Below are 13,321 nucleotides of genomic sequence, written 5' to 3'. Positions count from 1 at the left end.
CGCTTCCAGAAAGGCGTCAGAAGGGCACGCGCCCGGCGAAGTTCAAGGCCGTAAGTTGCCCTTTGGGGGCTGCCTGATCATCGCGTTCTTCGTCTGGTGTTTGTTGCAGATGAATGCACTTTGCCTCGCCCGGAGCCAGATGGAACCAGTTGTCCTCCGTCTCAAATCCGGGAATGGCAACGACGGTCGATTGCAGGAAGCGCTTGGCACGGATCATCAGTGACCAACTGCCGGCCTCGTCAAGTTCCACACTCACCTCGGGCGCATCGAAATGGCGATGCAGTGCTCGGCCGAGAGGGAAATGATGCGCCTCGGAAATGAGTTTTCCGGTTTGCGTATCGAACAGACGTACCACGGTTACATCATGCGAGGGTGGGCCGAAACGATAGGCGTAGGTGACGTCGAAGAAGGCTCCGATCAGGTCCACCGCATTGAGCGTCCGCGCACTGTTCGGAGCCAACAACAGCTCCTTGTCTCCTGAAACCACCGGCACCTGGCCATCCCTCAGGCAGGCAATGCTAATCCTGACCGGCTTTTCCTCTGCCCTTTCGTTAAGGACGTGAATGGCAAGGCCGTTCGTGCCTTCGTCGGTGACACAGGCAATTACCGGCCTGAATGCGCGCTTGAGGGCATACCACGCGGGTTTGGGCCGTCCGGCTGCATCAACAAGTCCCCACCCGGCACCAATCGAGAGGTCGGAAAGGGTCCAGACCAGTGCGCCCTGGCAATTGGAACCGGGCCGTCGCCATTCGGAAAAGGTGTCGGACATGACTTCACCGGTAACCGCCCGTCCGAGGTCGAGGTATCTGTCCGGATCGCCGTAGCGAAGTGCGGCCGGATCGACACCGTAGAGCAGCTTCAGATAGTGATCGCGCACATCCTCGAAGTCCCAACCGGCTCCACGATCACGCGGCACCCGTACCTTCCAGCGTGGATCATGCCCCGGTTTCACCGGCAATCCTTCTTCCAGGCTTTGCTGGACGGGAATATTGGAAAACGCGAGGCACTCACCTGCAAAGCGGACATCGGCCCGTCTTGCATCATCCAGAGGCCGCAGATACGCCCCAACGCCGTAATAGTGGGCGATGCCGTCGTTAGGTGAAAATGGCAGGACCCCGCCGCATGGCGAATTTGCTGCATAGGGCACATCCGGCCGCAGTTCCGCGGCAATAGCAGGCAAGATCTCCTCGCACAGCGGCCCCTTCCAGCGATCCTCGGAAAGCCCCATCATGGCGCCCTGCTGGTAGATCTCGCTTCCACCGCACAGAACGGCAAGTGAAGGGCTGCCCATGCTTTCATCCAGCTGATCGCGCAGTTCCGCTTCGACCTCCGCGACGAAGGCGGCATCCTTCACGGGGTAATCGTAATTGGCGAACTGAAAGTCCTGCCAGACCAGCAGGCCCAATTCGTCACATAGCTCAAGGAAGGCGCGGCTCTCGTAAAGCATCGTCCCACCGATGCGCAGCATGTTCATGCCTGCGTCCCGGGCTTTTTCCAACAGCGGGCGATAGGTTTCGCGGCTGGACGACAGGTTCAACAGATCCGCATTGGTCCAGACGGCGCCCCGGCAGAAGACCGGCACACCGTTGATCTTCAGTCCGAAGCCGCGTCCATCAGCACCGTGGTCCGCCTCGATCCGGCGAAAGCCTGTCTTGCCCAGTGAAAGAGTATTGTCAGCGGCCTGAACGGTTACGTCGTAAAGCGCAGGCTCGCCGTGTGTGTGCGGCATCCAGGGCTTGGCGCCCTCAGGACGGACGGTCGCGGCATAGCAACCGTCGTCCTGAAGGCTCATCTTCGCCGATGCTCCCGCGCAGGTCAGCACCGGAACGGCATCCGTATTTTCGAGCCTGACCGTAACTGACAGCGCGGCTGTGCCATCCGGGGCCAGATCCGCAAGAATATGCTTTTCAACAATACGCGGTGTTGTCTGGGGTTCGAGCCAGATCGGGCGGTATGGGCCAACCGCATGGATTTCCGGGCACCAACCGGGCATGTGACCGAGAAGCGTCGTCCGCACGAGCCTCAGCCCCTGGCTGGTTGCCAACTGAGGCTTCCACCGGGCGCGCGGTCCCTTTGCGTTCAAGTGCGGCTCTAGCGCGCGAAAGCAGATTTTCAGAACGTTGCGATCGGCCAGTTCCACGGGAACACTGTATTTGCGGAACATGTTCCGGCTGGACAGCACCTCAACGTCGTTCAGGTAAACCTCGGCAATGGTCGCCAACCCCTCCAGGTGCAAGCGATATCGGCCCGGCGGGGCGTCGAACCAGGCTTCATACCAGACGTCTTTGCCATGAAGGGGAACGGGATTTTCCGGGTCGTAAAGTCCTGCATCCGTCAGAGCACCGGCGACGGTTCCCGGAACGTGTGCCGGAACGAAATCCCACTGGTGCCCCGTCGAAAGCGGTGTTTCAAAGGCACCGGGCTCTGTCATTGACAGCGCCCAGGTCACTTCACCCAGGTCGATCATTCAAGCCCCGGCAGCGCTGACTACGGGAGTAAAACGTGTTTCCTGATCACCGTAGTGGGTGTCGAGAAGTTGCATCAGGTTGTCCCAGGCGTTGATCGCCGGCAGCAAACCTTCGTCCAGCCCCTGAAACTTCTTGCGCATGACGGCGCGTGCCAGTTTGAACTGCACCATCTTGCAGGTGGAGGAAATGGTCTTGGCCATCTGCACACCCTCGGTCAGATCGCCCCTGCCTTCCGCAACCAGCCATTCGAGATAGGACGAAAACAGCTCGAAATTCGCACCGAGCTGGCGCAGCGTGTTGAAGGCATACAAGTGGAAGAAGCCGAACTCGCGTTCGCAGATCTTTTCCACCTGTGCCGGGAACACCTGTGCAAAGGCAGCAATCGGGTTCTGCTTTGGGCGGCGCTTCAGGTGATGGCGCAGAAGACCTTCCGAAACGTTCAGGATGTGAGCCGGCGTTGGCAGTGTGTCCGGAACCTTCACGAATTCCGTATATGGCAGGAACGGCGTCGGCTTTTCATGTGCGCCGCGCTGAAACACTCCGTCGAAATCGTCACCTTCCAGCCGGTGCAGGCCCAGACCATGGAAATATTCCATTGTCCTGGCTTCGAAATCCATCCAGTTGACTGCGATCGTGGTCTTGCCGTGGGCCTCGTGATAACCGACACCGTGTGTGTCCGGCAGGAAATAGCTGTCGACTTCGACCAGTGACAAGCGGCCGCGTTCGATCTGTTGCCGGACGTGGGCTTCCACCCGGTCGTAGATCGCAAGTTCCGTGACCTTGAGACCATAAAGCGCTTCCAGATCCTCCAGCGGCACCTTGAAGAAGGTGAACTGGTCCCCTTCAAAATCCTGGGTGACCGAATAGGACAGACAAGCCTCCGCCGGCAGACCAAGCGACGGCAGTACCTCGATCCAGACATCAAGATAGCAATTGGTTTCGGGCCAGTCCCGGTCCTGGGAATGGAGCGGGCTACGCACGTAGGTCGCCGCATTGAAGCGGTCAAACACGGCTTGCGTCATGTTGCGTCCCCTCATCCCCAAAGCGTGGCACGGACGCCTTCAGGCCATTTGGACGTGTCGAAACCATGATGGCGGAAAAGCGCCAGCGCCAGTCGTTCCAGACCGAAGCCGACACAGGCGGTGTGGGCAGGCGTTCCATCAGCCTGACGGATGTTCCAGGCCTTGCCGAAATTGTCCATGTGGTAATTGAAGCTCATGCAGGCCGTCGGCTTTTCTTCCGACGTGATCGGCACAAGCATTTCGAACTTCAATTCCTGCTCACGCTGGCCGGACGCCATTATCTTGCCGGCTCGGCCGAAAAACGGATCGTTGGCGACATCGACGTTATGCGGGAGCTGCAGCCGCTCCATCATGTCCGAGCCGCGCTGTTTCCAGGTCTCGCGGAAATCCATGGTCTGTTCGGCAGAACCGACACGCACGTATTCACGCTGGCGGAACATCTGCATCCGAGCCGGATCCTTGGAAGGCTCATGGCGGAAGCAATAGGACTGCAACGCTACGAAGGCTCCCTCGGCCGGTAGTGCACCACGGCGCGAGAGGATCGGATAAAGCGGATAGCAGGCAGCGGGCGTCAGTGCCACCTGGGTCGGTTTCTGATCCTTGGACCAGTCGTCGCCAGCCGCCATGCATTGCAACAGCCCCATGTGGTCATGGTCGTTGCCGCAAAAGGCATGCACTGTTCCTGCCAACTGCGGGAAGTTCTTCATGTAACCGCTGGTTTCGAAATCCTGCATGGTCATTCCCGGCGGGAACACCATTGCTTCGGAGATCTCGTCCTGACCGTAGGTGAGGGCAAATTTTTCGAAACGGGCAATAACGTCTTCAAATTCGCCGCTGCGGGCATAGAGGCCGTCGACGCCGCTGTCATGCAGGACGCCTTTGGCAAAGAGCTGATCCAGAAAAGAGACTTGCGCGTCCATCATTACCCCAAAAGACTGGTGTCTTGTTTGTTGACCAGGAGCATCGTGGACGTGTTGCCCAGAATACGGTCGTTGGAAATCATCAGCTGCGCCGAATGGGCGTCACGCAGGTGGCGTCCGAGGCTGAACGGCGTACCGTTCTTGTAGCCTGCGATCCCGCAGATCAGCATGCAGTGGTTGATGATTGTCAGGATCGTCTGTGACGTGCCGATCTTCACGTTGTTCATGGCAACGGAGAAGCTCATCGCATTGAGCGCATCGCTGTCGCCCTTGCAGCCTTCGAACTGTTTCAGGCCGGCAACAACGTTGGCCTTGACCAGCTGCAGCAGGCTTGACGCCTCCGCCAGACGCAGTGCTCCCGGAGGAACCTGGCCGGGAGCCTTGCGCGCAGCGTTCTTCACGAATGCCTGCCCACGGGCAACCGCATCAGCAGCGATGCCATACCAGAGCGCGCCCCAAAGAAGATGGGAAACAGCCAGCATGGATTGGGCCGCAATCTCCGCAAACGGGCGCGGCAGGATCTGGTCGGCCGGAGCTTCCGCCTTGAAAATATAGCCGTCGGAGCAGGTTCCACGCATGCCGAGCGTATCCCATTTGCTGGTCTGCTCAAGCGTGTACTGATCCTTCAGGAAAATGGTCGCAACCTGGTCGGAATGAGCCGCGTCGACATGCCGGCGGGAGGTCACCATGATGGCGTCCGCATTGGCGCCGTAGGAAATCACGGTCGCATCCTTGGTCAGGCGCACGGTGTCGCCCTCGACCTCGACCGCACAGATCGAATTGCGCAAGTTGCCGCCGATACCCGCCTCACTGGTTGCTGAGGCGATCAGAAGCTGCTCATCGCAGATCCGCTTCTGGAAACCTTCGTGCCAGGCACTGCCTACGGCGTAATCCGCCAGGCTGGCAATCTGGATCTGGTGCATGGCATAAGTCATCGCGGTGGCCGCGCAGGCTTGTCCAAGAATTGCGCAAACATCAGCAATCTCGGTCAGCGTTGCACCTTCCCCGCCGAATTCCGGACGGATCATGACACCCATCAGGCGTTCCGCTTTCAGGGCGTTCATGCCTTCAACAGGAAAGCGGCCTTCCACATCAACCTTGTCGGCAAACTCGGAAGCGACCTTGGCGGCCCGCTTGGCGCGATCTGCCAACCCCATGGCAGTGATCTTGGCTGCGGCGGTCATGGATCACGCAGCCTGCTCTTTCAGGATTTCGGTAAGAGCTGCGTCGATCGCATCAATGGAGGAGAAAGACTTGCGGTTCAGCAAATGCTCCGGAAATTCGATATCGAACTCTTCCTCGAGCGCCAGCATCACCTGGACGGATGCAAACGAAGACAGACCGGCATCGTAGAGGTCAGCACCGTCCGCGACGTCGTCGATAGAAACCGGCAGATTGCCGTGTTTTGCCAGCAGGGTCCGAATGGTCTGTTTCATTTTAGTCCTTACCATTTTCTAACGGTTACACTTGAACCGGTCCTTGGGTTCCGAGACGTCATTTAGGCCAAAAAACGATAAACTGTAATTAAAGGGCATGGTAAAAAATTACAAAACAGGAACTATTAAAATTTGTTAAGTTAACACTTCCTCAATCATAAAAAATCTTTCAAGACACTCAACATTACCGCAGAGTATTCGTTCCAAAAACTTAAATCATTCTACCGAGAACACCGTCCTTGCGCACAAGACCGTGATAAAGCGCGGCGGCAATATGCAGCACCACGGCGGCAGTGAAGAGCAGCCCGAGCACAAGATGAATCTGAAAAAGCTGGTCTGCCAACGCACGGTCCTTGGCGACAATCGCCGGCATGGTAAACAGGCCGAAGACCGAGATTGCCGCACCGTAGGCGGAGGTAGCCACCCACCCGATGAATGGATTGACCAGCAGAAACCCGTACAGAAAGGCATGGGTAGCCTTGGCGGCAAATTGCTGCCAGAGCGGCATGCTTTCCGGCAAGGGGGCGGGTTTGTGGGTCAGCCGATAACCGAGACGTACCAGGGTCAATATCATCAACACGATGCCGACCGAGCGATGGTAGTCGAACAGCTGGTTCTGCAAGGGGCCGCTGTCGATCCGGATCATGACAAGGCCGGCAGGCACCATTGTCAGCACCAGAATGGCGGTCAGCCAATGGATCAGCTGGGCAATCGGGCTATAGCGTTCATCACTTGCGCCCATATCGCACCTCTCCTCTCCTGCCTGCACACAGTTTAGGCAGCCCACCCGGTTTCAACAAGTCCCGGGAGGAAGCCGGATACCTGTGTCTTACGGCATGGCAGTGAAATCGACGTGACCAACGCTGAGAGTGAGTTGACCGGAAGTGATGTGTTCCTGCCGCTGCGACCACCATTGCGCCAGTTCCGCCTCGTCCAGCGCGACTTCCCTGCCGACGTTGCACCAGCCTCCGAGAAGCTCTTTCAGGAAATCCGCTGACGAACTGTCTGCCTGCCAGTCAGACCGGCCCTGCACCACCTTGTAGCCTCGATCCCGAAACAGTTCGATGGCACGCATGGCAGCGGCCGGGCCGAGGGCCGGACCAAACCCCTTGTCAGACAGCTGATGCGTGTTGTGTGCGGCCAACAACGCGGCATCAAAGGGAAGTTGCGGGGTGAACACCGCGCGGCCATCGTAGGTCAGGCTTGCCAGAAACGGTTTTCGCGCCTTCACGACCTGATCGACCAGCCGGACAAGAAACGGCTCTGCGACCAAGTCCAGAAAAGCGGATGTAGTCACCGCGTCAACCTCGGCAAACGGCAGCTCCTCCAGATCGCTCGCAAGGTCGATCTGCCGCGTTGTTACGCTGTCCTGCCAGCGCTGCCTGGCAACTTCCAACAGAGCCGGATCGTAGTCGGTCAAAAGCCATTCGGTCGAAGTGCTTCGATGCCGAGCAAGAGCCGAGACAGTCGAGCCTGCTCCACTTGCGAGATCCATTATGCGCATCGGCTGACTGCCGATAGCCGCGAAGAATGCGGTTTCAACGTCCTCATTGCGAGCCGCCAGATCGACCGGTTCGCGCAAGGCAAGCCATGCTGGTGAAAAACCACTCATCGGCCATTATCCTGCAACAGGTCTGCAAACTTCCGTGCCGCATCAGTCCAGTCCGGCAAGAGTTCAGCGGCCTTTCTGGCTTCAGTGCTCAATCCCGCACGTTTCTCGCGGTCGGAGATGAGTGTTTCGAGCGCGTCACGCAAAGCATCGACATCCTCGACGCCGCAGTAGATGGCAGCCTTCTCCGGAAGTGTTTCCTTCACCGCGCCGCCACCGCTACCGATTACCGGCAAACCGTGGGCAAGCGCTTCGGTATAAGCCATGCCGTAGCCCTCATACCGGCTCGCGAGCACGAATATCTCTGCCGAGCGATAAAAGTCGCCAAGGTCTTGCGCCGGAACAGCCCCGTGAAAGGTAATCCTGTCGAGAAGTTCCAGCTCACGCGCCTGGCTTAAAAGCACCTGGTAACATTCAGGATCCGCCTCAAGCCCGCCGACGATATCCAGATGCCAGCGCAACTCCTTGAGGCTTGCAAGGGCGGTCAGCAAGAGATCGTAGCCCTTGCGTGGCAGCAAGGTGCCGACCGACAACAGCCTCGTGACGTCGTTCTGTGGTCGTTCATACGGCTCAGGCTTTTCCGTGCCGGGCAGAACGGCGGTGATGCGGTCCGAAGATATGCCGAAAAGCTCTTCAACCTGGGTGCCTGTTGCGGGACTGGTCACGATGACATGACGGGCAAAAACCAGCACTTTGTTTTCGCTCTGGAAAAGAGCTTCAGCCTGTTCCTTCGACAAACCGTTTTCGACACAGAGCGGGTGGTGCACAAGCGCAATGAGAGTGATCCGGTCCTGCAGTCTTTCCATGGCTCCCGCCATTACACCAAGTGCGAGACCGTCGACGACAACAAGCGACCCTTCCGGCACCGACGACAGCCGGGCTTCGGCTTGCCGAAGCGTTTCTTTGGTGGGAAACGGAAAGCCGTCCCCAAGCGAAACCAGATCAACTTCCCAGCCTAGCGTGCGCAGACCGGCGACGATCCTGCGATCGTAGCCGTAACCGCCGGTCGGTGTGTTAAAATCTCCCGGATAGGCAAAGACAAGTGCGGGCATGAGCTGTCAGATCCCGGCTTCGTACCAGGCGCGCGCGACGTGGGATTCCGAAATCGTCACGCGGATCGCCTTCAGTTCAGATCCCGGACGTCCGAGCTTGTCCGCTCTGGCAGCCTTGGCCAGATGATCATGGATGTGCTTTGTCAGAAACTCGGTCGTGGTGTTGATGCCCGCAAATTCCGGCACCTCGTCGAGGTTCTTGTAATTCAGAGGCTGCAGGACTTCCTTCAACGCATCGTGCGCCCGGCCAATGTCGATCACCACGCCATTGGCGTCAAGGCTGTCGGCCAGAAACGCGGCATCGATGACAAACGTGGCACCGTGCAACGCCTGGGCCGGACCGAACAGTTCTCCCTTGAAGGAGTGGGCAATCATGACGTGATCGCGTACTTCAACTGCAAACATCTTATCATCCTGAAATCATGAGGAAAATTGAGAGCTTTTCAAATGACGGCTTGGTTGGTTCCGTCATATACGACGAGGGCGGCAAGCACATCTGACGCCTTGTTCAACAAATCGGGAAGACGATCCGGAAGCTCGGCAAACGCCACCTTGTGGGTGATGAGACGGTCGAGGGCAGGATCGGCCAGGAGGCCAAGAGCCGTTTCCAGCCTGCGGCGGTAAGTCCAGCGGGCCTGCCGGTCGATCGGGATCGTTCCAACCTGACTGGAAACAAGCTTCAGGCGGCGGCAGTGAAAGTCTGCTCCGAGCGGAGCCGTGACCGCATGCGCGCCGTACCAGCTCAGCTCGACGATGGACGTGCCGTCGCCGGCACAGGCAAGCGCCGTCGCCAGTCCCGCCGACGTGGCACTTGTGTGAAACACCAGATCCTGGTTAGCCGGCGCATCTTCCGGCAGTGCAAATTCCAGACCCAGCCCGATGGCAACTTCCGCTCGGTCAGGGTTTGTATCCACGACAGTTACTTTTGATCCGGGTAACCGTCCGGCAACGTATGCGGTCAAGAGACCGACGACACCACCGCCGACCACGCAGATGTGATCCCCCGGTGATGGTTTTCCGTCCCATAACGCATTAAGTGCCGTTTCCATGTTGGCCGCCAGGACGGCTCTTTCGGCGGAAACGCCCTGGGGAACCGGCACGCACGACATGGAGGGGAGCGTAAAGACGCTTTGATGAGGGAAGAGAGAAAACACAAGACAGCCGTTGAGATCCGGGTCTCCTGCAATGACCCTGCCGACGTTTGCGTATCCGTATTTAACCGGAAACGGGAAATCTCCCTCTTGATGCGGCGCCCGCATGCGCTGCCATTCACTCGACGGAACGTCGCCGCGAAAGACAAGGCCTTCCGTTCCCCGGCTTATCCCGCTAAAGAGCGTTTCGACCAGCACTTCGCCGGTTTGCATCTCATTCAAGGAAACAGTCTCCAGTCCGCATCGACCGGGCTCGGTGTACCACAGCGCCTGCGGTTTACCTGTGTCGCGCGTCACCGGTACGTCTGCGGTCATCCTTTATCCTCTGCGGTCATCAACCCTTGCCTTTGTCAACGTTAGGACATTTTGACATGCGCACTATTGCGATGATCGCTCCGATTGGAAGTCAAAAAAATGTTTCGGGTCTTTGACATGCCAAAATTCAATGGATCAATTGCTCCTATGACCGCACGGCGTTTGACGTTCGCGGCCCTTATCGGGCTCAGTTTTGCCGGCCTCGCCACCTTGATGACGCTGACGCTTTCTCCTGGTGGATATACGGCGCTCGACCTTTTCATTCTTGTCTGCTTCATGATCACCCTGCCCTGGACCATCATAGGTTTCTGGAATGCGGTGATCGGCCTCCTCATCATGCGGCTTTCCAGAAACCCTGCTGATGCAGTCTGCCCGATCGAGCACGGCGACCCCACACAGCCGCTGCGAAGCTCGACAGCGCTGCTGTCCTGTGTCCGCAACGAAGATACTGAAAGCCTGGAAACCAATCTGAACGCCATCGTGTCTCACTTGATACGCGCAGGCGAAGCAGACCGGTTCACCCTTTATGTGCTCAGCGACACCAATATGGACGACGTTGCCCTTCAGGAGCAGCAGATGACGTCCCGGCTGAAAGATCGCTTCGAAGGCCAGATGGAGGTGGTCTATCGGCGGCGCACGGACAATCGCGGTTTCAAGGCCGGCAACATCGAAGACTTCTGCGAACGTTGGGGCGATCGACACGAGTTTGCACTGGTGCTGGATGCCGACAGCTACATGTCGGCCGACGCCATTGTCGGACTGGTGCGGCGCATGGAAGCCAATCCCCAGCTCGGCATTCTGCAAAGTCTTGTGGTTGGCCTTCCAACAGACAGCGCCTTTGCCCGTGTCTTCCAGTTCGGCATGCGGCTTGGCATGCGTTCCTACACCATCGGCAGTGCCTGGTGGCAGGGTGACTGCGGCCCCTACTGGGGACACAACGCCATCTTGCGGATCAAACCGTTCAAGGAAAGCTGCCGTCTGCCGGAACTGCCCGGGAAGGGCCCGCTCTCGGGGACCATTCTTTCCCATGATCAGGTAGAAGCCGTCCTGATGCGCCGCGCCGGCTACGAAGTGCGCGTACTGCCGCTCGAAACGGGCAGCTATGAAGCCAATCCGCCTCATCTGCTGGAGTTTATCCGCCGTGACCTGCGCTGGTGCCAGGGCAACCTGCAATACCGCCGGCTGATCGGGCTTCCTGGCCTCAAACCCGTTAGCCGGATGCAGCTGGTGCTGGCTATCCTGATGTTCCTCGGCTCTCCTGCGTGGCTGGGCTTCATGACATCGGCGGCCATCCTCGGCATGGTCACCGACTACATGCCATATCGCCCTGACACTGGTGCCCTGCTCTTCTTCACCGTCCTGACGATGGTGTTCGCGCCGAAACTTGCAACCGTCGCCGACGTGCTCGCCCGTCCGGACCTTCGCAAGGCCTTCGGCGGGCCGATACGTGTCGTCGTGAGCGTTCTTGCGGAAATCGTCTATTCGGCAATGCTGGCACCGATCATGGCCGTGGCGCACTCGCTGTTCATGGGCGGGCTCCTGTTCGGCAAAACCATCGGCTGGGGTGCGCAGGCACGTGGTGTCCAACGACTGCCGGTCTTGCTGGCGGCCCGCAAGCTCTGGCCGCAGACACTCTTCGGACTTGCAGGTCTTGCCTGGCTTTCCACCCAGCCTATCGATCTGGTGTGGCCAGTCATTCCCGTGGCCATCGGGCCGCTTCTGGCAGCAGTCATCGCGGTGACAACCTCTACCAGAACGCTTGGCCAGATCGCGATCCGTTCAACCCTGTGGCGTATTCCCGAAGAGACCAATCCCCCTGCAGAGCTCGCAGACCTTCATCTGCCGGCGCTTACCAAAGGTGCGGTCGCCGTCCAGCAGCAAGGGCTCGTTCAGGGCGATGCCAATCCGGCGAAGGCCTGACACGGATCAGGCTCGCGCACTGGAACCTGCCAAGTCCATTGAGGGCTGGGTGGACACCAGGTGAACCGTCCAAAGCCTCCTTGCGGGCTGAACGCGCCGCATACGAACCAAAAGACCGGCCTTGCAGCCGGTCTTTTTGCGTCAGAGACTTTGAAACGGATTAAGCCGCGTTGGAAGATGCCAACGGCTGGGTCAGAAGATCGTAGATCTCTTGCGCATCATGGGACGCGCGAATGCCCTGGGTGACAGCGCCGTCGCGGAGCTGGCGTGCAATTCGGGCCAGAGCCTTCAAATGGTCGGCACCAGCGCCTTCCGGCGCCAGAAGCAGAAACACCAGGTCAACCGGCTCATCATCGAGAGCATCGAAATCGACTGGTTTTTCCAGCTTCGCGAACAGTCCTACCAGACGGTCGAGCCGTGTCAGCTTGCCGTGCGGGATCGCAATGCCGTGACCGACACCTGTAGAGCCCAAACGTTCGCGCTGAAGAAGCGTGTCGAAGATTTCCCGTTCGGAAAGACCGGTCAGTTCAGACGCCTTACCGGCGAGTTCCTGAATTGCCTGTTTTTTGCTTTTGGCCTTGAGCCCGGCAATTACCGCGTCTTTACCCAGAAGATCACCAAGATCCATTAGTCCGCCTACAAGTTTCAGAAGCCGGCTTCCCTGAGGAAGCCGACCCCATCCGCATCCTTATTCGGCAGCCTGATTGGCTACCAATGCTGGATCTATCCAGCCAATATTGCCGTCTGGCCTGCGATAGACAACATTGACACCGCCATTTGCCGCGTTTTTGAACAACACGACCGGCGCTTCGGTCAGATCCAGCTCCATTACCGCCATACCGACGGTCATCGTTTTAACTTTCGCGGAAGTTTCGGCAATCACCAGCGGATTGAAATCCACCGGCACTTCCTCGTCTTCCTCGGGCGAAGCCAGCACATAAGATGCTGCTTCCAGAGCCTCCCGGTCGTGGCCGTTGGGGCCATGATGGTCCTTCAGCTTGCGCTTGTAGCGGCGAAGCCGCTTTTCGATCTTTTCCGCAGCCATATCGAAACTGGCGCGCGGGTCCTGATCCTGCGCGGACACTTGAAGTACAATACCGGTGTCCAAATGCAGGCTGCATTCAGACTTGAAGCCTGTGCCCTCCCTGCTGAGCGTAACGTGGCCTGTGAAGCCGCCTGTGAAATATTTTTCCAGAGCGTCTTCGATTCGGTCTGTGACGTGGACGCGCAGTGCATCGCCTACATCGACATTCTTACCCGAAATCCGCAAAGCCATGGGGACCTCTTCTTTTTCTATTGACCGATAGGTCACCGGCGTTGCCGCCGGTGTTGAAACGCGAGACGTTTCAAGCTTACAGAATGGACCAGTCAGCGCCGAAGCGCCATCCCCTGTTTACGTCACGAGGGCGGTGCTATAATTGCGCTCGC

13 protein-coding genes are annotated in these 13,321 nt (G+C 58.4%); 1 reads left to right on the top strand and 12 read right to left on the bottom strand.

All coding sequences use genetic code 11. The features are described 5' to 3' along the window. Positions 1-16: 16 nt before the first annotated feature. The 10 genes from ACVDG9_RS06400 to ACVDG9_RS06355 form a co-directional block, all read right to left on the bottom strand. Positions 17-2,467, bottom strand: coding sequence for a glycoside hydrolase family 2 protein (locus tag ACVDG9_RS06400; RefSeq protein ID WP_447237557.1), 2,451 nt, complete (start codon positions 2,465-2,467; stop codon positions 17-19). Beyond that, positions 2,468-3,490 carry a DUF1839 family protein gene (locus ACVDG9_RS06395; protein WP_447237556.1) on the bottom strand — a complete coding sequence of 341 codons (1,023 nt, stop codon included), beginning with the start codon at positions 3,488-3,490 and terminating at the stop codon, positions 2,468-2,470. It lies immediately after the preceding gene. Positions 3,491-3,501: 11 nt separating this feature from the next. Then, positions 3,502-4,410 carry an amino acid--[acyl-carrier-protein] ligase gene (locus ACVDG9_RS06390; protein WP_447238291.1) on the bottom strand — a complete coding sequence of 303 codons (909 nt, stop codon included), beginning with the start codon at positions 4,408-4,410 and terminating at the stop codon, positions 3,502-3,504. Between the two features lie 2 nt (positions 4,411-4,412). After that, positions 4,413-5,594, bottom strand: a complete 1,182-nt coding sequence (locus tag ACVDG9_RS06385; RefSeq protein ID WP_023001638.1) for an acyl-CoA dehydrogenase family protein — start codon at positions 5,592-5,594, stop codon at positions 4,413-4,415. Between the two features lie 3 nt (positions 5,595-5,597). Next, positions 5,598-5,846: an acyl carrier protein gene (locus ACVDG9_RS06380; protein WP_006933785.1), complete on the bottom strand. Its 249-nt coding sequence runs from the start codon at positions 5,844-5,846 to the stop codon at positions 5,598-5,600. Between the two features lie 211 nt (positions 5,847-6,057). Beyond that, positions 6,058-6,588 carry a cytochrome b gene (locus ACVDG9_RS06375; protein ID WP_447237555.1) on the bottom strand — a complete coding sequence of 177 codons (531 nt, stop codon included), beginning with the start codon at positions 6,586-6,588 and terminating at the stop codon, positions 6,058-6,060. 87 nt (positions 6,589-6,675) lie between these two features. Continuing rightward, the gene (locus ACVDG9_RS06370) at positions 6,676-7,458 is read right to left on the bottom strand and encodes a class I SAM-dependent methyltransferase (RefSeq protein ID WP_447237554.1); all 783 of its coding nucleotides are present in this window, start codon (positions 7,456-7,458) and stop codon (positions 6,676-6,678) included. Then, complete coding sequence (locus tag ACVDG9_RS06365; RefSeq protein WP_447237553.1) at positions 7,455-8,507, bottom strand: glycosyltransferase family 4 protein; 1,053 nt, start codon at positions 8,505-8,507, stop codon at positions 7,455-7,457. Before ACVDG9_RS06365 ends, ACVDG9_RS06370 begins: the two co-directional genes overlap by 4 nt. A gap of 6 nt (positions 8,508-8,513) precedes the next feature. Continuing rightward, positions 8,514-8,912 (bottom strand): 6-pyruvoyl trahydropterin synthase family protein, encoded by a 399-nt coding sequence (locus ACVDG9_RS06360; protein ID WP_055658347.1) that lies wholly within the window; start codon positions 8,910-8,912, stop codon positions 8,514-8,516. A 38-nt stretch (positions 8,913-8,950) separates the two neighbouring features. Further along, positions 8,951-9,973, bottom strand: coding sequence for a zinc-dependent alcohol dehydrogenase (locus ACVDG9_RS06355; RefSeq protein WP_077290550.1), 1,023 nt, complete (start codon positions 9,971-9,973; stop codon positions 8,951-8,953). 147 nt (positions 9,974-10,120) lie between these two features. Here ACVDG9_RS06355 and mdoH point away from each other — a divergent pair, with 147 nt between their 5' ends. Further along, a complete protein-coding gene (gene mdoH, locus ACVDG9_RS06350) occupies positions 10,121-11,893 on the top strand; it encodes a glucans biosynthesis glucosyltransferase MdoH (RefSeq protein WP_209168577.1) in 1,773 nt (590 codons plus the stop codon). A 160-nt stretch (positions 11,894-12,053) separates the two neighbouring features. Here the strand turns inward: mdoH and ptsN are convergent, their stop codons facing one another. After that, complete coding sequence (gene ptsN, locus ACVDG9_RS06345; protein ID WP_023001645.1) at positions 12,054-12,521, bottom strand: PTS IIA-like nitrogen regulatory protein PtsN; 468 nt, start codon at positions 12,519-12,521, stop codon at positions 12,054-12,056. 60 nt (positions 12,522-12,581) lie between these two features. Then, entirely contained in the window at positions 12,582-13,169 is a 588-nt protein-coding gene (hpf, locus tag ACVDG9_RS06340; RefSeq protein ID WP_023001646.1) for a ribosome hibernation-promoting factor, HPF/YfiA family, read from the bottom strand. Positions 13,170-13,321 lie beyond the last annotated feature (152 nt).

It is taken from the genome of Roseibium sp. RP-7, assembly GCF_053005225.1.
The sequence above is the reverse complement of the archived record's forward strand: the minus strand, read 5'-3'. Positions and strand labels throughout refer to the sequence as shown.

Bases quoted from the DNA above. Each gene is read 5' to 3' on its own strand.
- ACVDG9_RS06400 (WP_447237557.1), bottom strand. From the start codon at position 2,467: ATGATCGACCTGGGTGAAGTGACCTGGGCGCTGTCAATGACAGAGCCC.
- ACVDG9_RS06395 (WP_447237556.1), bottom strand. From the start codon at position 3,490: ATGACGCAAGCCGTGTTTGACCGCTTCAATGCGGCGACCTACGTGCGT.
- ACVDG9_RS06390 (WP_447238291.1), bottom strand. From the start codon at position 4,410: ATGGACGCGCAAGTCTCTTTTCTGGATCAGCTCTTTGCCAAAGGCGTC.
- ACVDG9_RS06385 (WP_023001638.1), bottom strand. From the start codon at position 5,594: ATGACCGCCGCAGCCAAGATCACTGCCATGGGGTTGGCAGATCGCGCC.
- ACVDG9_RS06380 (WP_006933785.1), bottom strand. From the start codon at position 5,846: ATGAAACAGACCATTCGGACCCTGCTGGCAAAACACGGCAATCTGCCG.
- ACVDG9_RS06375 (WP_447237555.1), bottom strand. From the start codon at position 6,588: ATGGGCGCAAGTGATGAACGCTATAGCCCGATTGCCCAGCTGATCCAT.
- ACVDG9_RS06370 (WP_447237554.1), bottom strand. From the start codon at position 7,458: ATGAGTGGTTTTTCACCAGCATGGCTTGCCTTGCGCGAACCGGTCGAT.
- ACVDG9_RS06365 (WP_447237553.1), bottom strand. From the start codon at position 8,507: ATGCCCGCACTTGTCTTTGCCTATCCGGGAGATTTTAACACACCGACC.
- ACVDG9_RS06360 (WP_055658347.1), bottom strand. From the start codon at position 8,912: ATGTTTGCAGTTGAAGTACGCGATCACGTCATGATTGCCCACTCCTTC.
- ACVDG9_RS06355 (WP_077290550.1), bottom strand. From the start codon at position 9,973: ATGACCGCAGACGTACCGGTGACGCGCGACACAGGTAAACCGCAGGCG.
- mdoH (WP_209168577.1), top strand. From the start codon at position 10,121: ATGACCGCACGGCGTTTGACGTTCGCGGCCCTTATCGGGCTCAGTTTT.
- ptsN (WP_023001645.1), bottom strand. From the start codon at position 12,521: ATGGATCTTGGTGATCTTCTGGGTAAAGACGCGGTAATTGCCGGGCTC.
- hpf (WP_023001646.1), bottom strand. From the start codon at position 13,169: ATGGCTTTGCGGATTTCGGGTAAGAATGTCGATGTAGGCGATGCACTG.